At 73.0% G+C, this 20,213-nt stretch carries 13 protein-coding genes and 1 pseudogene; 1 reads left to right on the plus strand and 13 read right to left on the minus strand.

All coding sequences use genetic code 11. The annotated features are described in order from the left end of the window. Positions 1 to 2: 2 nt before the first annotated feature. The 11 genes and pseudogenes from ACZ6MA_RS04840 to ACZ6MA_RS04890 all read right to left on the minus strand — a co-directional run bounded on the left by ACZ6MA_RS04840 (position 3) and on the right by ACZ6MA_RS04890 (position 15,997). The gene (locus ACZ6MA_RS04840) at positions 3 to 2,231 is read right to left on the minus strand and encodes a protein kinase domain-containing protein (RefSeq protein ID WP_469431034.1); all 2,229 of its coding nucleotides are present in this window, start codon (positions 2,229 to 2,231) and stop codon (positions 3 to 5) included. Positions 2,232 to 2,472: 241 nt separating this feature from the next. Continuing rightward, positions 2,473 to 3,450 (minus strand): annotated as a pseudogene (locus ACZ6MA_RS04845) (protein kinase family protein); the annotation flags it as partial. A gap of 520 nt (positions 3,451 to 3,970) precedes the next feature. After that, positions 3,971 to 6,259, minus strand: a complete 2,289-nt coding sequence (locus ACZ6MA_RS04850; protein WP_469431210.1) for a xanthine dehydrogenase family protein molybdopterin-binding subunit — start codon at positions 6,257 to 6,259, stop codon at positions 3,971 to 3,973. 50 nt (positions 6,260 to 6,309) lie between these two features. Beyond that, the gene (locus ACZ6MA_RS04855) at positions 6,310 to 8,658 is read right to left on the minus strand and encodes a 2Fe-2S iron-sulfur cluster-binding protein (RefSeq protein WP_469431036.1); all 2,349 of its coding nucleotides are present in this window, start codon (positions 8,656 to 8,658) and stop codon (positions 6,310 to 6,312) included. Continuing rightward, positions 8,655 to 9,581: an FAD binding domain-containing protein gene (locus tag ACZ6MA_RS04860; protein WP_469431037.1), complete on the minus strand. Its 927-nt coding sequence runs from the start codon at positions 9,579 to 9,581 to the stop codon at positions 8,655 to 8,657. Before ACZ6MA_RS04860 ends, ACZ6MA_RS04855 begins: the two co-directional genes overlap by 4 nt. Positions 9,582 to 9,879: 298 nt before the next feature. Further along, the gene (locus ACZ6MA_RS04865; RefSeq protein WP_469431038.1) at positions 9,880 to 11,529 is read right to left on the minus strand and encodes a beta-N-acetylhexosaminidase; all 1,650 of its coding nucleotides are present in this window, start codon (positions 11,527 to 11,529) and stop codon (positions 9,880 to 9,882) included. Positions 11,530 to 11,533: 4 nt separating this feature from the next. Beyond that, positions 11,534 to 12,376 carry a carbohydrate ABC transporter permease gene (locus ACZ6MA_RS04870; RefSeq protein WP_469431039.1) on the minus strand — a complete coding sequence of 281 codons (843 nt, stop codon included), beginning with the start codon at positions 12,374 to 12,376 and terminating at the stop codon, positions 11,534 to 11,536. Beyond that, entirely contained in the window at positions 12,373 to 13,284 is a 912-nt protein-coding gene (locus ACZ6MA_RS04875; RefSeq protein WP_469431041.1) for a carbohydrate ABC transporter permease, read from the minus strand. Before ACZ6MA_RS04875 ends, ACZ6MA_RS04870 begins: the two co-directional genes overlap by 4 nt. Then, positions 13,281 to 14,582, minus strand: coding sequence for an extracellular solute-binding protein (locus tag ACZ6MA_RS04880; RefSeq protein ID WP_469431043.1), 1,302 nt, complete (start codon positions 14,580 to 14,582; stop codon positions 13,281 to 13,283). Before ACZ6MA_RS04880 ends, ACZ6MA_RS04875 begins: the two co-directional genes overlap by 4 nt. A 298-nt stretch (positions 14,583 to 14,880) precedes the next feature. Then, the gene (locus tag ACZ6MA_RS04885; protein WP_469431044.1) at positions 14,881 to 15,174 is read right to left on the minus strand and encodes a DUF3039 domain-containing protein; all 294 of its coding nucleotides are present in this window, start codon (positions 15,172 to 15,174) and stop codon (positions 14,881 to 14,883) included. A 175-nt stretch (positions 15,175 to 15,349) separates the two neighbouring features. Continuing rightward, the gene (locus ACZ6MA_RS04890; RefSeq protein ID WP_469431046.1) at positions 15,350 to 15,997 is read right to left on the minus strand and encodes a YqgE/AlgH family protein; all 648 of its coding nucleotides are present in this window, start codon (positions 15,995 to 15,997) and stop codon (positions 15,350 to 15,352) included. A gap of 252 nt (positions 15,998 to 16,249) precedes the next feature. Between ACZ6MA_RS04890 and murA the strand changes: the two genes are divergently transcribed. Next, positions 16,250 to 17,596, plus strand: coding sequence for a UDP-N-acetylglucosamine 1-carboxyvinyltransferase (gene murA, locus ACZ6MA_RS04895; protein ID WP_469431047.1), 1,347 nt, complete (start codon positions 16,250 to 16,252; stop codon positions 17,594 to 17,596). A 342-nt stretch (positions 17,597 to 17,938) separates the two neighbouring features. Here murA and ACZ6MA_RS04900 read toward each other — a convergent pair whose 3' ends face one another. Both ACZ6MA_RS04900 and ACZ6MA_RS04905 read right to left on the minus strand, forming a co-directional pair. Beyond that, positions 17,939 to 18,220, minus strand: a complete 282-nt coding sequence (locus ACZ6MA_RS04900; RefSeq protein ID WP_004951951.1) for an HU family DNA-binding protein — start codon at positions 18,218 to 18,220, stop codon at positions 17,939 to 17,941. A 272-nt stretch (positions 18,221 to 18,492) separates the two neighbouring features. Then, positions 18,493 to 19,926, minus strand: a complete 1,434-nt coding sequence (locus tag ACZ6MA_RS04905) for an NAD-dependent malic enzyme (RefSeq protein ID WP_469431049.1) — start codon at positions 19,924 to 19,926, stop codon at positions 18,493 to 18,495. Positions 19,927 to 20,213: the final 287 nt, after the last annotated feature.

The raw sequence follows: 20,213 nt of genomic DNA on the forward strand, positions 1-20,213 counted from the left end.
GGTCACTGGAGGGGGAAGGCGGCCAGGAAGGAGCCCCCCAAGGCGATGATCATCTCGCTGCGTTCATGGGCGACGAAGCGCTCGCCGACGGTCTTGTACACCTGGACCGCCGTACGGGACGTGGGGTCGATCATCCGCAGCCCCGTCGCCCCCCTGCCGTACACGTACTTGGGGCCCAGGACCGGCGGGTCCGTGAGGTCGGGCTTCGCCGCGGCGGCACCCTTCTCCTCCCACCGCCGCTGTCCGCTGTGCGCGTCGAACGCGACCACGCCCAGCCCCTCCTGGGCCGCGTACACCACACCGTCCTTGAGGGTGGGCGGGCCGTACCGGCGGCCCTCGCCCTTCCACGCCTGCGAGCCGTCCCGCAGACGGAGGGCGCGCAACGGGCCGAGGCCCAGGTAGAGGTGATCGTCGTCCACCGCCGGCGGCACCCGCACGGAGTCCGGCGCCGCGTCGTCCAGCGGCTTGTCCCAGACGGGCTTTCCCGAACGGGCGTCGCGGACGACGACGCGCACCTTGCCGTCGTTCGTCTCCTGGAAGAGCACCAGACGGTCGCCGCCGGCATGGGCGGCGAGGAAGTGCAGTCGCTTGGCCTTGTCGGGCCGCGACGTCAGGCGACGGCTCCAGAGCTTGCGGCCCGAGTCGACGGCGACGGCGAGCAGCCACCAGGACTGGTCGCCGATGAAACCGTGGAGGGAGGAGGAGTCCCCGGAGGCCCTGGAGTCCCCCTGCCCGGCGGCCAGGTAAACGACGCCGTCGGCGACGCACAGCAGTTGGTTCTGGGCGATGCTCCCGTTGAACTCCTCGAAGCGGGCGAAGGGCTTCTTCGCCTCACCGGTGGCGAGATCGACCGAGGCGATGGCCAGCGGTTGCGGGCCGCCGGAGGTCTCGGCCTCGCCCGTGTCCACGATCCGGTGGACGCGGTCGCCATCGGAGACGGTCTGCCAGGTGCGTTCCTGGTACGCGGACGCCCAGGTGACCGATCCGGTCTTCGCGTCGAACGCCTTGAGGCCGCTGTTGACGACGAGGGTGACCAGCTTCCCGGCCACGAGCGGGACCGGGGGAACGTCGTTGTCCAGCGGGGCGGAGACCTGGAACTGCCAGGCCGAGTCGTTCTTCCGGCGCGGCTGGGCACCGTCGGCGGGGCCCGGCGCGGGGTTCTTGTACGGGGCCTGCTCGTCGCCGCCGAGCCAGGCCCACGTCCCGGCGCCCGCCGCCACCGCGCCGAGTACGGAACCGCCCGTGATGGTCAGCAGCCTGCGCCGGGACAGGGCGGCGGTGACGGTGCCGCTGCCCGGGGTGTGCCCGGACGTCTCGGGCGCGTCCGGCGGGGCGGGCAGGCGCGGCGGCGGCGCCTGCCAGACCTCCGTGGCACGCCGGGCGATCTCCGCGAGCAGGACGTCCGGCAGATGGTCGGCGAACTGCCCGGCGCCGTCGTGGAGCGCGGCCGCCAGCTCGGCCGTGGTCGGCCGCTCGTCGGGGTTCTTGCTCAGGCAGCGGGAGATCAGCGGGGTCAGGGCGGCGGGCACGCCCGTCAGGTCCGGGGCCTCGTAACGGACGCGGTACAGCAGGTCGGCGGGCTGGCCGTTGCCGAACGGGCCGTGGCCCGTCGCGGCGAAGACGAGGACTCCGGCGAGCGCGAAGACGTCGCCCGCCGGGCTGTGTTCGCCGCCCGTCGCCTGCTCCGGGGACATGAAGGCGGGCGTGCCGGCCGCGGCCCCCGTGCGGGTGAGCCGGTCGTCGCCGAGGGCGCGGGCGATGCCGAAGTCGATGACCTTCGGACCGTACGCCGTGACCATGATGTTGGACGGCTTGAGGTCGCGGTGCACGACGTCCGAGCCGTGCAGCTGGCCGAGGGCACCGCACAGGGCGGCGCCCAGGGCGCGCACGGACGACTCGGGAAGCGGCCCGGCGAGCCGCACCGCTTCGTCGAGCGGCGGGCCGAGCACGTATTCGGTGGCCAGCCAGGGGGTTTCGGCACGCGGGTCGGCGTCGACGACCTCGGCGCCGTGCAGTCCGCCGATGACGCGTGCCGCGTCGGATTCCAGCCGGAACCGGGTGCGGCAGGCGGTGTCCGAGGCGATCGAGGCGTGCATCGTCTTGAGCGCGACGGTACGGCCGCCGGCGGTCCGGGCCAGGTAGACGGTGCCCATGCCGCCGCTGCCCAGGCGGGCGGTCAGTCGGTAGGGGCCTATGTGGTGCGGGTCGTCGTACGTGAGGGGGAAGGGCATGGGCTATCGATCAGTCCTGGCGCGGGTGGGCGGGCGGCGCGGCGAGCACGACGGTGGGACCGCCGGGGGTGACGACGGGCTCGGCGGGCGTGCCGACGGGCGTGCCGACGGATTCGCCGGGCGCGGCGGGCGGAGCGGGCGGCGTCGGGGGCACGGCGGGTGCGGCAGGGGCGTCGACGGAGGTGAGGAGCGCGGTCGGGGCGGCGCCCGCCGGGGCCTCGGTCGGGGTCCGCACCGGTGCGGTGGCGGGCTCCGCCGGGGTCTCCACCGGGGTCTCCGCCGCGAGGATCGCCGCCGACTGGCGGGCGATGGCCGCGATCACCCGGCCCGGCAGCCAGCCCGCGACCAGCAGCGCCGCCGCGCGGCCCGCGTCTCCCACGACCGTGGCGGGCGCGCCACCGTGGCCGGCCCGGTCCGATGTCACGTCCGGTGCCCCGGCCGACGTCCCGGCCGTGAACTCCTCCAGCAGCGTCGCCGCTCGCGGGCGGGCCGCCGGGTCGCGGGACAGGCAGGCGGTGATGGTGGCGCGCAGGGCGGCCGGGAGTTCGTCCCGCTCGGGGACGGTGTGGCCGGTGGCGGCGTACGCGAGGACCGCGCCGAGTGCGTAGATGTCGCCCATCGGGTGCGGGCGCTCGCCGGCTGCCTGCTCGGGCGGGAGGCTGCCCGACTCCAGGCCGGGGAGGCCGGAGCGCGGCTCGCCGTCCGGGGCGGCGGCCCGTACCGCCCCGAAGCAGGTCAGACGGGGGCCGTCGGCCGCGAGCAGCACGGCCGCCGGGGACAGGCCCGCGTGGACCAGACCCTGGCCGTGAATGATCGCGAGGGTCTCCACGAGGGCCACGCCGAGAGCGCGCACGGTCCGCTCCGGCAGGGGGCCGCCGTGCACGGCGAGGGCCGTGGGCAGCGGCAGGGCGGGGACGTACGGGCGGGCGTGCCACGGGACTTCGTCCGGGCCCGCGCCAGGGGCTGAGGTTTCGGCGGCCGGGGCCGACCACGGGCCGAGCAGGTACCGGGACGCCTCCGCCTCGGCGGCGAACCGCGCGTGGTCGGCACCCGCGCGCGGCACGCTGACCAGGACGGTGCGTTCACCGTCGGCACTCCGGGCGATGAAACGGTTCTCCGGTACGGGTGGCACGGGTGGCCCGTACCGGTCACCGTCCAGCCGGGTGATGACCGTGTACGGGCCGATGCGTCGCGGAACGGCCGTACGTGGCGCTGACATGTTGAACGATCCCCCCGAGCCTGTGCCTATGCCGGCGGCATGGCGGTTGAGCCTACTAGGCGGTGGCCTTGCGGATATTCGACCACGGGGCGCCGGGCGGCGGGTCCTTGACTGCGGGCCGTCTTGGCCGCCACTCGACTGGCCGGCGGGTCCTTGGCTGCGGGCCGCCGTTGCCGCCTCTTGCCTGGGCGGCGCCTCCTTCGGCCTGCGGGCCGCTGTTGCCGCCTGCGGCGGCGAGCGCCCTGCGGGCGCGTCCTCAATCGCCGGACGGGCTGGTTTTGGCTGGGCTTGATTGCCATAGCCCAGCCGAATCAAGCCCGTCCGGCGCTTGAGGACGACCGCCGCGCAGCGGTGGTGCATACGGCACGGCCCGCAGCAGGCCGTCGGCGGATCAGTCAAACCAGCCCGTCCGGCGATTGAGGACAAGGCACAGCAGCCCGTCCGGCGATTGAGGACTACCGCCGCGCAGCGGTGGTGCGCACGGCACGGCCCGCAGCGGGGCCGCGGGAACGGCCCAGGGTCACCCCTGGGGCGCACCCACCGCCGACTGCGGTCGAATCGGCAGGCGGTTCACCGGGCGGCCCGTCGCCGCGCGTACCGCCGCGGCCACCGCCGCCGGGGAGGTGACGACCGGGACCGCGCTGATGGCCTTCGCGCCGAAGGGGGCGACCACGTCGCGCTCCTCGACCAGCTTCACGATGCGGATGTCGGGGGTGTCCAGCGACGTGGGCAGCGAGTAGCCCGTGAGGTCGGGGCGGCGGACGAGGCCGCCGGTGGTGCGGAGGTTCTCGGTGAGGGCCGCGCCGACGCCCTGGGTGATGCCGGCCTCGATGCGGGCGTGGGCCTGACGGGGGTTGAGGACCCGGCCGACGTCCTGGGCGACGGCCATCTCCACCACGCGTACCGAACCCAGCTCGATGTCGACGTCGACGACCGCGCGCACGGCGCAGAAGGCGAGGCCGACGAACGCGTCGCCCTGGCCCGTGTCGTCCAGCGGCTCGGTCGGGTGGGGGCGGCACTGGGCGGTCGCCCAGAGTTCCTTGCCGTCCAGGGCCTCCGCGACGGTCGTGCTGAGCACCCCGTCGTACGAGGTGATCTTGCCGTCGGCGATCGTCAGCAGCTCGTGGGACATGCCGAACTGGTGGGCCAGCGGCTGGAGGAGCTGGGTGCGCACCATCCGCGCCGCCCGCTCGACCGCACCGCCCGAGACCCAGGTGTGACGGCCGTGCGCGGCCGGGCCGCAGGGCGGCTGGTCGGTGTCGACGGGCGCGACGTAGACCTCTTCGAGCCCCAGCACCTCCTGCACGATCTGCCGGGCGAGGGTGCTGAAGCCCTGGCCCGTCTCGACCGCGGCGCAGATGACGGTGGCGACCGAGCCGGTGACCTTGACCGTGGCCGTGGAGACCTCGTCCGCCCCCTCCGCGCCGAGCATGTGGACCATGCCGACGCCGTAGCCGACGCCACGGCGCACCGCGCCGGGCTCGCCGGCTCCTTCGGGGCCGCCGGGCAGCAGCCAGTCCGTCTCGGCGTCGTCCAGCGGCAGGGCGGGCAGCGGGAAGTCCCGTACGGCGCGCAGGAGTTCGGCGACGGGGGCCGGGCAGGTCACGGTCTGGCCGGTGGGCAGCAGATCGCCGGTGGCCATGATGTTGCGCAGCCGGATCTCGGCGGGGTCGATGCCGAGCCGGGCCGCCAGCTTGTCCATCTGGCCCTCGTACGCGGCGCACACCTGCATGGCGCCTTCGCCGCGGACGTGACCGGAGGGCGGGTTGTTGGTGCGTACCGCCCAGCCCTCGACGAAGGCGTGCGGGACGACGTACGGGCCGCAGGCGAAGGACACGGCGGCGGCGAGGGCCTCGGCGGAGGAATCGGCGTAGGCACCCGCGTCCAGCAGGATCTGCGCCTCGACCTTCACCAACTTGCCTTCGGCATCCGCGTGGTGACGGTACCTCAGCAGCGTGGGGTGGCGGTGCGGGTGGGCGAGGAAGGACTCCTCGCGGGTCGCCACGAGCTTGACCGGGTGGCCCGTGCGCAGCGCCAGCAGGCCCAGGGGGAGCTGGATGCCCGGGTCCTCGCGGTCGCCCATCGCGCCCGGCACGCCCGTGACGACGATCTTCACCCGCTCCGGCGCCAGCCCGAAGCAGGCGGCGGCCAGATCGCGGTCGGCGTGCGGGTCGGTGGAAGCGGTGTAGATCTCGACGCCGCCGTCCGGGCGCGGCACGGCGAGCGCTGCCTCGGCGCCGATGGGGGCCGGGTCCTGGCGTCCGATCCGGTACAGGCCCTCGACGATGACCTCGCCGGTCGCCTCCGGGTCACCGAAGCGCAGCGGGATGTGCCGGATCAGGTTGCCGTCGGGGTGCAGCGGCTCCGCCGCGAACGCCTGCTCGGGGTCGGTGACCGGCTCCAGCAGCTCGTACTCGACGGCGATGGCCGCCGCGGCGAGCCGGGCCGTGTCGGGGTGGTCGGCGGCGACGGCGGCGATCGGCTCGCCGTGGTGGCGCACCAGCTCCGAAGCGAAGACCGGCCGGTCGGCGACACCGCGGCCGTGGGCCGCGTCACCGGGGACGTCCGCGTGCGTGATCACGGCCCGGACGCCCGCCATCGCGGCGGCGGCCGAGGTGTCGATCGAGACGATCCGGGCGTGCGGGTGCGGCGAGCGCAGCAGGGCGGCCCACAGCAGGCCCTCGGCCCACAGGTCGGCTGCGTACGGGAAGACGCCCTGGGCCTTGGCGGCCGCGTCGGCGGCCGGCAGCGAGACACCGAGGCCGTGGGTCGGCGGCTCGGTGGGAGTGGCGGGTGCGGAAGGGGCCATCCCCGGGAGATCGGGGATTCCGGCCGCTCCGGCCGAGCCGCCCATTCCAGTCATGCCGTTGCCCTTCCGCTGCCATCGTCGTGCGGGCCCGCCTGGTGCGGGATGCGTGCCGAGTCCGCCCCCGGCCACGCCTGTTCCTGACCGGGCCCGGGGCCGGCCCCGAAGTCGGCTCCGTACGCCGTCTCCGGTGCCGGGCCGTCGGCCCCTTCGTGCGCTGCTTCGTTCGCCGCTTCCTGTGCCGCCGCCGACTCGGCGCGCTCGTCGGCGACCTGGCGGACCGCGTCGAGGACCCCCCGGTAGCCGGAGCAGCGGCAGAGGTTGCCGCAGAGGGCCTGGCGGGTCTCCAGCTCGGTCGGGGCGTGGTTGCCCTCGAGCAGGTCGTGCATGGTCATGGCCATGCCGGGCACACAGAACCCGCACTGCACGGCCCCGCACGCGGCCAGGGCCCGCTGGACGTCGGAGGGCTGCCCGTCGACGGCCAGGCCCTCGACCGTACGGACCTCCGCGCCCGCGGCGGTCGCGGCGGGCACGAGGCAGGACGCCACGAGCCGCCCGTCGACCTGCACGGAACAGGCCCCGCACTCGCCCTGCGAACACCCGTCCTTGGCTCCGGCGAGACCGAGGCGCTCGCGCAGCACGTAGAGCAGCGACTCCCCGATCCAGGCGTCGGTCACGGGCCGGTCGGTGCCGTTGACGCGCAGGACGTACGAGGCGTGGGGGTGCTCGGTCTGCGGGTTGTCGAGCGGGGCCGTCTGGTCGGCTTCGGGCTGCGGGGCCTCGAACCACTCGGCCTCGGCCTGCGGAGTCTCGGCATGCGGGGTCTCGACGTGCGGAGGCTCAGCATGCGGGACCTCGGCGTGCGGAGGCTCAGCATGCGGGACCTCGGCGTGCGGGGCCTCGGACGGGGCTTCGGGCTGCGGGGCTTCGGCTCCGGGGCCGGCCGCTGGGGCCGCCGTCTCGGCTGCCTCGACCGCCTGGGCCGCCTCGTGGCCGGCCGGGTGCCCGGTGTTCGCCGCCTGCGGTTCCTCCGCGTGCGGGTACTCGGCCCGCGCGGGCTCGGCCTGCGCGGCGGCGTCCTGCGGGAACGCGGACGGCTCGGGCCGCAGCCGCGCGTCGTCCGGCGCCTGCTCCTCCGCCGGACGCTCGAACTGCTCGGGCCGCGCGGGCTCCGTCACGTGCTCGACGGGCTCGGCATGCGGGTACTCGTCGTGACGCGCGGCGGCGGGAGCGGGCTCGGCATCCGGAACAGCGTCCACCGGTGCCGGTGCCGGTGCGTGCTCGTGCCCGGCTTCGCCGTCCCGCGCCTGGGGAAGGCCCGGGTCCGCCGGCCGTGTCCACGGCGGGGCCGGATGATCGCCCGTACCGGTGACTGCGGTGTCGTGCGTGGCGTGCGGGTTCCCCGCGTCGTGCTGGGGAGTGGCGAAGGGGCCGTGTCCGTCGGCGGGGACGGGGACGGGGTACGAGGACGCCCCCGGTGCCGGGAGCCCGCCCGTGAAGCCGCCGAGCGCGTACTCCCCGGACTCGTCCGCCGTGTCGTCCGCCGCGGCCGGGATCGACCACTGCCCCGAGCCCGTCTCCGTGCCGAGGGCCGCCATCGGCTGGTGCCAGGCGTCGGCGCTCACGATTTCTTCGGACTCGGCGTACGGCACCGGCCACTGCGCCGTGTCGTGCGGGTCGGCGTCCTGCGGCGCGCCGGGGTGCGGCGCGACGGTGTTGTGGAGGGCGTACTCGCCGGACTCGTCGACCGGGTCGTCCCCGACCGCCGGAACCGTCCACTGGCCGGTCGACCCGTCGTGCTGGTGGGACGCGTGGGCGGGTGCCCCCGCGCCGGTGTGCGCACCGGACGCGCCGGAGGCGAACGGCATGGGCCACTGGTCCGTCGCCTGCGGGTCGGCACCGCCGCCCTCGCCCGCCGGAACGTGCCCGAAGTCCTGCGGCCCGCCCTGCCCCTGCTGCTGGTGCTGATGAGCCTGCTGCTGAACCTGCGCGTAATCGTACGAACCAGCCGGAACCGGCCACTCCGACGGTCCCGGAGCCGCCCCGGTCACCGGCTCCTGCGCGGCGTGCTGACCGGCATGGGGCGCGGCGTGCTGACCGGCGTGGGGCGGGGCCTGGGGCGCGGCGTGCTGGGGCGCGGGGGGCGCACCCCACTGATCCTGCTCCTGGGCGGGCGCCGGCTGCTGCCAGGCCGCGGGCGTCGGCGGCGTGTAGCCGCCCGCGCCGGGGGCGGCCAGCGGGTCCCAGGTGCCGCCCTGGGTCGCCGCGCCCGGGTGGGCGAGGAGCTCGGGCGGAAGCTGCACGAACGTCGTGCCTTCCGCGTCCAACTCGGCGCCGCGGGGGATCGGCTGCCAGCCGCTCTCCCCGGTCGGCGCGGCGTGTCGCTGCTGTTCGTCACTCACGCGAGTGCCCTCCCCAGTGCTCGGCGGGCCAGAGTCGCCACCGTACGACGCAAGTGCAGGACGGCGGGCGGCAGGGTGGCGCCCGGCTCCCCGTGCCGCGGGGACGGTGCGGCCTCCAGGGCCGGGTCGGACGGTGCGGGGTCGGGGATGCACGCGGCCGCGACGTACTCGCCGAAGGCGGCGCACGCCTCGGGCGCGAGCGTGCGGTCGCCGTCCCAGTCGATGAGCGAGGAGACCCAGCGCTCGGCGTCCAGGGGGCGCAGCGGCATGGGCGCGACCGCGCCCACCGCGCACCGCACGTGGCGCCGGGCCGGGTCCAGGACGACGGCCACGGACGCGATGGCGCGGCTCGGTCCCGTACGTCCGGTGGCCTTGAGGAAGGTCTGGGGGGCGTGCAGCAGCGGCACCCGGACGTAGCCGATCAGCTCGCCCGGGCCCAGCATCTCGAAGCCGGCGAGGAGGTGGCCGACGGGGATCTCGCGCCGTGCGCCACCGGGGCCCGCCACGATCAGGGTGGCTTCCAGGGCGGCGAGCACGGGCAGCGCGTCGCCGGTGGAGGCGGCGGAGGCGATGTTGCCCCCGAGGGTGCCGGCGTTGCGGATCTGGGGCGGTCCGGCGGCGCGCGCGGCGGCGGCGAGGGCGGGGATCAGCGCGGCGAAGTCGGGACGGCCCATCCGGGCGTGGGTGAGGCCGGCGCCGAGCAGCGCGTGGCCGTCCTGGTACTGCCAGCCGCGGATCTCGCTGATGCGGCCGAGGCCGACGAGCGCGGCGGGCCGCAGCAGCCCGGAGTTGACGGCGGCCATCAAATCGGTGCCGCCCGCGACGGGCACGGCGGTGGGCATGGCGGCGAGTGCCGCGACGGCCTCATCGAGCGAGCCCGGCAACGTCACCGTGTTCGCCGCTTGCGGTGCGTGCGTGGTCAACCCAGCTGCCCCTTCCCCGGTGGTCCCGGCTGTTGCCCGTCTGATCCCGCCGTACGGTACGTGCCGACAGCCCGGACGTGGCAACTCTGGCACATCTTCGGAGTCCCTCGTCGCGAGGGTCCGCGAACCGCCGTTCCGTCCCCGGCCAGGGAGATGGTCCGTTTTTCGGCTATGTCTCCGCTGTAGGCGGATTGCCAGCATTGGGAACCCTTGCGCGGCTTACGGCAGTCTGTGGAGGACATGAGGGGGACCACCGTGCCAGGGGCGCACGACGTGGGCGGTCACCTTCCGGCGTGGCTCACACGATTGGGGGCGGGCCCTCGATCGGGCGTCCGAGCACGCCGGGCCGGCGCTGCCAGGGCAGTGGCCCGCCGGGTGGGCGGTAGTCGACGCCGAGGGCGTCGAGCCGGGCGTAGTGGCCGGTCATCCGGCGTTCGAAGGCCGTGAAGTCGCGGGCGCGCGGGGCGGGCAGCCGGGACCAGGCGACCTCGGCGAAGGCGGCCAGGCGCGGGAAGGCCTGGTAGTCGACGCGCTGCCGGCTGTCCATGGCCTCGGTCCACAGGTTCGCCTGGGTGCCGATGACGTGCCGGGCCTGGGCGGCGTCGAGTTCGGGCGGTACGGGCTCGAAGCGGTAGACGTCCTCCAGGGTGCGGACGTAACCGATGGGGACGGGTTCGTCGTCGCCGGCGGCCTGCCGGTGGTCGAGGTAGACCTGCTGCTCGGGACACATCACGACGTCATGCCCCGCGCGGGCGGCGGCGATCCCGCCCGCGTAGCCCCGCCAGGAGGAGACCGTGGCGCCCTCCGCCAGGCCCCCTTCGAGGATCTCGTCCCAGCCGACGAGGCGTCGGCCGCGCTCGGTGAGCCAGCGGTCGAAGTGGCGGACGAACCAGCTCTGCAGCGCGTCCTCGTCGGCCAGCCCCAGTTCGGCGATCCGCGCCTGGGCGGCCGGCGAGGCCCGCCACTGGTCCTTGGGGCACTCGTCGCCGCCGATGTGGACGAACGGCGAGGGGAAGACCTCGAGAACCTTCGTCAGGACGTCCTCGTAGAAGGCGAGGGTGGTGTCGGTGGGGGCGAGGACGTTCGGGCTGACGCCCCAGGTGTCCCAGACGGAGAGCGAGGTGGTGTCGACGACGTCGGTGTTGCCCAGTTCGGGGTACGCGGCGATGGCGGCCTGCGAGTGGCCGGGCACGTCGATCTCGGGGACGACGGTGATGTGCCGCTCGGCGGCGTAGGCGACGATCTCGCGCAGGTCGTCCTGGGTGTAGTAACCGCCGTGCGGCCGCTCGTCCCAGAGGGGCGACGCCCGGTGCCCGGCCTTGGTCCGCGCGCGCCACGCGCCGACCTCGGTGAGCCTCGGGTGGCGCTTGACCTCCATCCGCCAGCCCTGGTCGTCGGTGAGGTGCAGGTGCAGGACGTTGAGCTTGTGCGCGGCGAGCAGGTCGACGTACGCCAGGACGTCGGCCGTGGGCAGGAAGTGCCGGGCGACGTCGAGCAGCACACCGCGCCAGGCGAAGCGGGGGGCGTCCTCGATACGGACGGCGGGCAGCTCCCAGCGCGTCCGGGCCGTGACGGGTGCCCGCCGGAAGGCGGCGGGGCCGAGCAGCTGACGGAGGGTCTGGGCGCCCCAGAAGACTCCGGCCGCGCTGCCGCCGTCGATCCTCGGCCCGTCGCCGTCGTCGCTGAGGCGGTACCCCTCCGGGCCCAGTTCCGCCGCCGTCGCCGGGTCGACGCACAGCACGATGCGGTTGCCGCCGCCGGGACCGGTGCCGTCGCGCAGCGGGAGCCCGGTGGCGGCGCCGACGGCCGAGCGCAGCCAGCGGGCGACGCCCTCGGTGCCGGGCAGCGCCTCGATGCGGGTGTCCGCGTCGAGGACGGTCCGGCCGGGGGACGGCACCGGTGAGACCTCGCGGGGGAAGGGGAGCAGACCCGTACCGGAATCATTCATGGCGTCAGTCCTTGACCGCGCCGCCGAGGCCCGAGACCAGCCGGCGCTGTACGAGTACGAAGAGGAGCAGTACGGGAAGGGTCATGACGGTCGAGGCGGCCATGATGCCGCCCCAGTCGTTCCCCTCGTCCTTGAAGAAGACGAGGAGGGCCATCGGCAGTGTGGAGTTCTCCGTGGCGCTGACGATGAAGGACCGGGCGAAGAGGAAGTCGTTCCAGGTGGAGATGAAGGAGAAGACGCTCGTCGCCACCAGTCCGGGGAAGACCAGGGGGAAGAGGATCTGCCACAGGAAGCGGGTGCGGCTCGCCCCGTCGAGGTAGGCGGCCTCCTCCAGCGCCTCCGGCACCGCTTTGACGAACCCCCGCAGCATCCAGACGGCGAAGGGCAGGGAGAACGCGATGTGCGGCAGGATCAGCGAGCCGAGCGTGTTCAGGCCGATCGCCGGCACCACCTCGCCCGCGTCCCGCATGAGGAAGAACAGGGGGATCGTCAGCGCTTCCACCGGCACCATCTGCGCGATGAGGAACATGACGAGCAGCGTGGTGCGGAAGCGGAACCGGAAGCGGGTCACGGCGGTGGCCGCGAGGAAGGCGACGAGCGCCGAGACGAGGACGACGATCCCGGCCACCAGCAGGCTGTTGAGGAAGTACCGCCCGAAGTCCTCCTGGCCGAAGACCCGCCGGAAGGCGTCCAGGGTGGGGTGCCGCGTCCACGGGCGGGGCCGGTCGCTCTGCATCTCGCCCTCGGGTTTGAAGGCCGAGAGCACCATCCAGTACAGCGGGAAGGCGACCACGGCCGCCGTCAGCAGCGCCACCGCCTCCGCCGCGAGACGCCGGGGCCGGTTCATATCTCCTCTCCCTGCCGGCGCAGCAGCCACAGATGACCGACCGTGACGGTCAGCAGGATCACCAGCATCACCACTCCGATCGCCGAGCCGAGGCTGTACTGCGAGGAGGCAAACGCCTTCTGGTAGGCGTAGACGTTCAGCGTCATGTTCTGTCCGGCGATGCCCCCGCCGTTGGTCATCACATAGATCTGGGTGAAGACCTTGAAGTCCCAGATGACCGACTGGATGGTGACCACCACCAGGATCGGCCGGAGCATCGGCGTCATGACGTCGCGCCAGGTCCGCCACTGTGACGCCCCGTCCAGTGCGGCCGCCTCCAGCACCTCGGCCGGGATCGACCGGATGCCGGCGTAGACGGTGACCATGACGAACGGGAACGAGCACCACACGATTTCCAGCAGCACGAGCGCGAAGGCGCTGTAGCGGTCGTAGGTCCACGCGTAGCCGTCGAAGCCGGTCAGTCCCGCCCAGGTCAGGAGCTTGTCGACGGGGCCGAGGTCCGGGTCGAAGAGGAAGAGCCACACCGTCGAGCCGGTGACGGCGGGGGTGGCCCACGCGCCGAGGGCGGCGAGCATCAGGGCCAGCCGTGGCAGGGCCCGGACCCTGGTGAGGAGGACGGCGAGCGCGCAGCCCACGGCCAGGGTGGCCGCGACGCAGGCGGCCGCGAAGACCACGGTGGCGGCGAGGACCTGCCGGAACTGGCTGTCGGCGAAGAGCGCGCGGTAGTTGGCCAGGCCCCGGAAGGTGGTGGGCTCGCCACCGCTGACCTGGGCCTGGGTGTATTCGAGGAAGGAAATCAGGCCCAGTTGATACAGGGGGTAGAGGAGCAGCCCGCCGAGGATGAGGAGGGCGGGGGCGAGGTAGAGCCAGGGGGTCCGGCGTCCGGTGCCCCGCTGCGGGGTGCTCATTTCGCGAACGCCTCGTTCATCTTCCGGGCGGCGCGTTCCGCCGCCGCGTCGACGCTCCTGCGGCCGCTCACGACCTCCTGGAACATGGTCGGCAGCACCTGTCCGGCGTCGACGGCCGCCCAGCCCGGGGAGGCGGGCACCGATCTCGCGCCCGCCGCGAGGGTGCGGACGAACGGTTCGACGAACGGCTGCCGGCGTGCGGCCTCCCGCCGTACGTCGGTGTAGGTGGGCAGGAAGCCCATCGCGTCGAAGAGCCGGGCCTGGGTGTGTTTGCCGGCCAGGGTCTTCATCAGGTCCACGGTGAGCGTGCGGTGGGCGCTGCTCTTGAGCACCCCGAGGTTGTTCCCGCCCGCGAAGGCCGGGGCTGTCCGTCCCGGTTCCACCCCGGGTAACGGCACGACCGCGTAGGCGCCCTTGGCCTTGCCGTTCTCCACGGCCCGGTGGTTGAAGTCCCCGCCGATGGCCATGGCGGCCTTGCCGGACGCGAAGGCCTGCACGGTGTCGTTGCCGCCCATCCGGGCGCATTTGCTCGCGGGGCAGTTGTCGTCGCCGAAGAGGTCCGTATAGGCCTTGATGCCCTTCTTCGCCGCGTCGTCGTCGAGGGTGGAGACGTAGTGGCGGCCCTGACGTCTGGCCATGTCGCCGCCGTGCGCCCACAGGAAGGGCATGGCGCCGTAGGTGTACGCGCCGCCCACCGCCAGTCCGTAGAGCCCGGGGCGTTCCCGGTGGATCCTGCGGGCCGTGCCCGCCAGCTCGGCGAGGGTTCCGGGGGGTTTGAGGTTCAGCTCGCGGAAGACGTCGGTGCGGTAGTACAGCGCCCGGACGCCGACGAACAGCGGCGCGCCGTACTGCTTGCCGTCCACGGTCACGGACCTCTTGGCCGCCGGGTCGGTGTCCTTGGCGTCGGCCCAGGTGGCGAGGTCGCCGGTGATGTCGGCGAGTCCGCCGTCCCGTACGTACCCGGCGGTGTCGGTGTTGCCGTACTCGATGAGGTCCGGGGCGCTCTTCGGGTCGTTGAAGGCGGCCTTGACGCGTTGGGCGCGGGTGTCGACGGGGATGTAGGCGATGTCGACCTTCACGCCCCGGTGGTCCTTGAGGAAGGCGGCGACGGCCTCGTCGACGACCGCTTCCTTGGGTTTGTTGTCGACTTCCCGGAAGAGCCAGACGCGCAGCGTGCCGGTCCGCGCGTCGCCCCGCGCGCCGTCGACGGAGGTGGCGGGCGCGCAGGCGGTGACGGCGGTGAATCCCGCCGCCGCGAGAAGCACCGCCGGGGCGGTGACACGGGCGGACAGCGGCATGGAGGTCCCCTCCCGATGGGCGTTGCAACATACGCAATGAGCGTTTCGCTGTGCACAACTGTCAGGAGGCTAGGGGCGGCCGAACCGGCCCGGCAAGGGGTGAGCCGGGCCCTGCCGGGCACCGCCGTCATTTCGTGATCGGGACAAGCACTCCGTGCAACGCGTACGGCCCCCGGAACGCGCGTTTCACGCGTCCGGGGGCCGTATGAGTGGGCCGTCACCGACCTGGCAGGGGGCTCGGGGCCCACCGGCGCGGAGGAGACGAGGAGGAGACGGAGAGGGAACCGGGAAAGGCGGGCTACTTCTTGTCGCCGCCCTTGCCGCCCTTGTCCTTGTCGCCGCCGGCGCCCATGGTTTCGAAGATCTCCTTGCACATGGGGCAGACCGGGTACTTCTTCGGGTCGCGCCCGGGGACCCAGACCTTGCCGCAGAGTGCCACGACCGGCGAACCGGAGAGCGCGCTCTCCATGATCTTGTCCTTCTGGACGTAATGGGCGTAGCGCTCGTGGTCGCCGTCGCCGTGCGACACCTGCGGCGTCGGCTCTACCAGGGTGCCGGTCCCTGCCCCGCGCTCGGGCTCAAGAGTGCTCATGGTTTCCAAGAGTACTGGGGTGGGAGGCCATCGGTTGAGCCCCCGACCAGCCGCCGCGCCTCCCTTCGGTGAGCCGTACGACATACCTTTCGGTGAGCCGTACGACACACCCTGGGCCGTGGCCGGAAAACGCCCGTCCGGCGGGGCGCCGCACCGGCGCCCGGAGCCGGACCGCTCAGTTGAGGCTGGGGTCGTCGGGGTAGGTGGCGACCATCGCCAGTTCGTTGCGCTGGCGGCGCAGCACGGCCCGCCACAGCTGCTCCGGGTCCGGTGCGGAGACGTCCCCCGGCTCGGACTCGACCACGTACCAGGCGCCCTCGACCAGCTCTTCCTCCAGCTGGCCCGGGCCCCAGCCCGCGTAGCCCGCGAAGATCCGCAGGCTGCCCAGGGCCGCCGCCAGCAGCTCCGGTGGTGCCTCCAGATCCACCAGCCCGATGGCGCCGTGGACCCTGCGCCAGCCGAGCGGGCCGTCGCCGGCCACGACCGTGTCGGCCTCCTCCGGCGCGGCCCCCGAGGCCCCTCTGACGGCCTTCAGCCCCGGCCCGGGGCGGTCGTGCGGCTCGCCGGGCACCACACCTACGCCCAGAGCCGAGTCCAGCGAGACGGGGCCGCCCTGGAAGACCACGCCCGGTTCGCCGGTCAGCCCGGCCCAGGACGCGAGGATGTCGCCGACGCCGACCGGCGTCGGCCGGTTGAGGACCACCCCGAGGGAGCCGGCCTCGTCGTGGTCGAGGAGCAGCACCACGGCGCGGTCGAAGTTCGGGTCGGCGAGCGCCGGGGTCGCGACGAGCAGCCGTCCTGTGAGCGAGGACACCTCGGACATGGCCACATGATCCCGCATTTCGGGCCGGTGCGGGGAGTGGACGACGAGTCCGGAGCCGGGGTTGTCCCGAGATGCGGGAGAAGGGGAGGAAAATGGCCACCACGCCGATAACCGGTAGCGACCATTCCATAAACGCAGCGTGTTGTTGCAAAGCCATGACGTGCCAAGAGGCCCCTCGGGCTAACAGAAGGGCCCTCCGGTCGCATTACCCTTTCTTCTTGCCCCCTGCCCAACTCCAGGAACGCGAGATCCATGACCGGCCCTGACGATGTACTGCTTGTCCACGGCGGCACCCCGCTCGAGGGCGAGATCCGTGTCCGCGGCGCGAAGAACCTCGTGCCGAAGGCCATGGTCGCCGCGCTGCTCGGCAGCGGACCCAGCCGACTGCGCAACGTCCCCGACATCCGTGACGTGCGGGTGGTCCGCGGACTGCTGCAGCTGCACGGTGTGACGGTGCGCCCCGGCGACGAGCCCGGTGAGCTGGTCCTGGACCCCTCGCACGTGGAGAGCGCCAACGTCGCCGACATCGACGCGCACGCCGGCTCCTCCCGCATCCCGATCCTCTTCTGCGGCCCGCTGCTGCACCGGCTGGGCCACGCGTTCATCCCGGGGCTGGGCGGCTGCGACATCGGCGGCCGGCCGATCGACTTCCACTTCGAGGTGCTGCGCCAGTTCGGCGCGACGATCGAGAAGCGCGAGGACGGGCAGTACCTGGAGGCTCCGCAGCGGCTGCGCGGCTGCAAGATCCGCCTGCCGTACCCCTCGGTCGGTTCGACCGAGCAGGTGCTGCTGACCGCCGTGCTGGCGGAGGGCGTCACGGAGCTGTCCAACGCGGCCGTGGAGCCGGAGATCGAGGACCTCATCTGCGTACTGCAGAAGATGGGCGCGATCATCTCCATGGACACCGACCGGACCATCCGGATCACCGGTGTCGACTCGCTCGGCGGCTACAACCACCGCGCCCTGCCGGACCGCCTGGAGGCGGCCTCCTGGGCGAGCGCGGCGCTGGCCACCGAGGGCAACATCTACGTGCGCGGCGCCCAGCAGCGCTCGATGATGACCTTCCTCAACACCTACCGCAAGGTCGGCGGTGCCTTCGAGATAGACGACGAGGGCATCCGCTTCTGGCACCCGGGCGGCCCGCTCAACGCCATCGCGCTGGAGACGGACGTCCACCCGGGCTTCCAGACGGACTGGCAGCAGCCGCTGGTCGTCGCCCTGACGCAGGCCTCGGGCCTGTCCATCGTCCACGAGACGGTGTACGAGTCGCGGCTGGGCTTCACGTCCGCGCTCAACCAGATGGGCGCGCACATCCAGCTCTACCGCGAGTGCCTCGGCGGCAGCGCCTGCCGCTTCGGCCAGCGCAACTTCCTGCACTCGGCGGTCGTCTCCGGCCCGACCAAGCTGCAGGGCGCCGACCTGGTCATCCCCGACCTCCGCGGCGGCTTCTCGTACCTGATCGCGGCGCTGGCGGCCCAGGGCACGTCCCGGGTGCACGGCATCGACCTGATCAACCGCGGCTACGAGAACTTCATGACGAAGCTCGCGGATCTGGGCGCGCACGTAGAACTCCCGAACGGCAACCAGCACCACGCCTAGGCCGTGTCCGGCGGATCGTGGAGGCGCACCACCGCTGCGCGGTGGTGTCCTCAAGCGCCTGACGGGCTGGGCTCAGCCCCTTCCGGCCCGTCCGGCGCTTGAGGACGCGCCCGCAGGGCGCTCGCCTCCGCAGGCGGCCGAGCCGGCCCGCAGCCGAGACCGCACAGCACGCCTGACGGTTCGTAAGGCCCGTGTGGCCGTGTGGAGCCCGTACAGCCCCGCGAGGGCCGTACGGGCTTTCGCGGCTCTGGAAGGGCCTGTAATGGCCTTTACAAGGCCGCGGGGACGCCGAAAGGGCGGCCACCCCCGAGGGGGTGACCGCCCTTTCGGCGTCTTCAGGCCTTACTTGCCCTTGGCGGCTTCCTTCAGCTTGGAGCCCGCGGAGACCTTCACGCTGTAACCGGCAGCGATCTGGATCGGCTCGCCCGTCTGCGGGTTGCGAGCGGTGCGAGCGGCGCGGTGGGTGCGCTCGAAGGTCAGGAAGCCGGGGATGGTGACCTTCTCGTCGCCCTTGGCGACGACCTCACCGACGGTCTCGGCGAGGGCGGCCAGAACGGCGTCGGCGTCCTTGCGGGTCACCTCTGCGCGGTCGGCCAGCGCGGCCACCAGCTCACTGCGGTTCATGTTGTACTCCCGTGTTCTTCTTGCCAATGAGGCGTGAGATCGAAGCCGATGCTGCCAGGGCCCTCGGACAGTCCCCGGACCCGGGTCTGTTGCCAGACCCTCGCGCCCAGTTACGCATCCTGCCCCCACCAGTGGCGGGAAAGCCAATCCGGCACCCTGGAGAGTCACACGGAAAGCGCCACAGCCTCGGATACGGCCGCATCTCTGCGGCTGATTTATGCCCGCCACCTTATGGGGGCGCCGCGAGCCCGGCGCCACGCGACGCGCCGTGCTCAGAGGGTCGTGGTACCCGTCACAGCCGCTCCGGCGGCCTTCGCGGCCTCCCGGACGGCGCCCGCGACCGCACCCGCGACCTTGTCGTTGAAGACGCTCGGGATGATGTAGTTCGCGTTGAGCTCGTCCTCGGTGACCACGTTCGCGAGGGCGCTGGCGGCGGCCAGCATCATGTCCGTGTTGACCGTGCGGGACTGCGCGTCCAGCAGACCGCGGAAGACACCCGGGAAGACCAGTACGTTGTTGATCTGGTTGGGGAAGTCCGAGCGGCCGGTGGCGACCACGGCGGCGGTCTGCCGGGCGATGCCGGGCTCCACCTCGGGGTCGGGGTTGGCGAGCGCGAAGACGATGGCGCCCTCGGCCATGGCGGCCACGTCCTCGCCGTTCAGGACGTTCGGGGCCGAGACGCCGATGAAGACGTCGGCGCCTCGCACGGCCTCCTTGAGCGTGCCGGTGACACCCTCGGGGTTGGTGTTGTCGGCGATCCAGCGCAGCGCGGAACCGGGGCTCGCGGCCACCAGGTCCTCGCGGTCCGCGTGCACGACACCGTGGATGTCGGCGACGACGGCGTGCTTGACGCCGGCCGCGATCAGCAGCTTCAGGATGGCCGTACCGGCCGCGCCCGCACCGGACATGACGACCCGTACGTCACCGATGTTCTTGCCGACGACGCGCAGCGCGTTGGTGAGCGAGGCGAGGACGACGATGGCGGTGCCGTGCTGGTCGTCGTGGAAGACGGGGATGTCGAGGGCCTCGCGCAGCCGGGCCTCGATCTCGAAGCAGCGCGGCGCGGAGATGTCCTCCAGGTTGATGCCCGCGAAGCCGGGGGCGATGGCCTTCACGATGGCGACGATCTCGTCGGAGTCCTGGGTGTCCAGGCAGATCGGCCAGGCGTCGATGCCGGCGAAGCGCTTGAAGAGGGCGGCCTTGCCCTCCATGACGGGCAGCGCGGCCTTCGGGCCGATGTTGCCGAGGCCCAGCACGGCGGAGCCGTCGGTGACCACGGCGACCGAGTTGCGCTTGATGGTCAGCCGGCGGGCGTCCTCGGGGTTCTCCGCGATGGCCATGCACACCCGGGCCACGCCGGGGGTGTAGATCATGGAGAGATCGTCGCGGTTGCGAATGGGGTGCTTGGACGCCATCTCGATCTTGCCACCGAGGTGCATCAGGAACGTACGGTCGGAGACCTTGCCGAGCGAGACGCCCTCGATGCCGCGGAGCTTGCCCACGATCTCGTCGGCGTGCGCGGTGGAGGTCGCGGCGACGGTGACGTCGATCCGCAGCTTCTCGTGCCCGGAGGCGGTCACGTCGAGGCCGGTCACCGACCCGCCGGAGGACTCCACGGCCGTGGTGAGCTGGCTGACCGCGGTCCCGCTCGCGGGCACCTCCAGTCGAACCGTCATCGAGTACGAGACGCTAGGCGCCGTTGCCATGGCCGACTTCCCTCTGCTTTCCCTGTGTCGCTTGATACGCGCGAACCTCGGCGGTCGCCCAGGAACGCGGGGTCCGATCGTCCCACCTACTGGCCGGTATACGGTAACCAGCCCCATTTTTCGGAATGAAAATTCCGCCATCCGGGAGCCGATGGGTTGGGCGTGGACCCTTCCGCCAACGCCGACGGGCGCCCTTCTCCATTGAGAAGGACGCCCGTCGGACATCGCTTGGGTGGCACCGACCCGCCATGCTCGCCTCGCGGCAAGTGGTCGCTCGAAGCGACTAA

The sequence above is a fragment of the Streptomyces sp. NPDC042259 genome, from assembly GCF_055582085.1.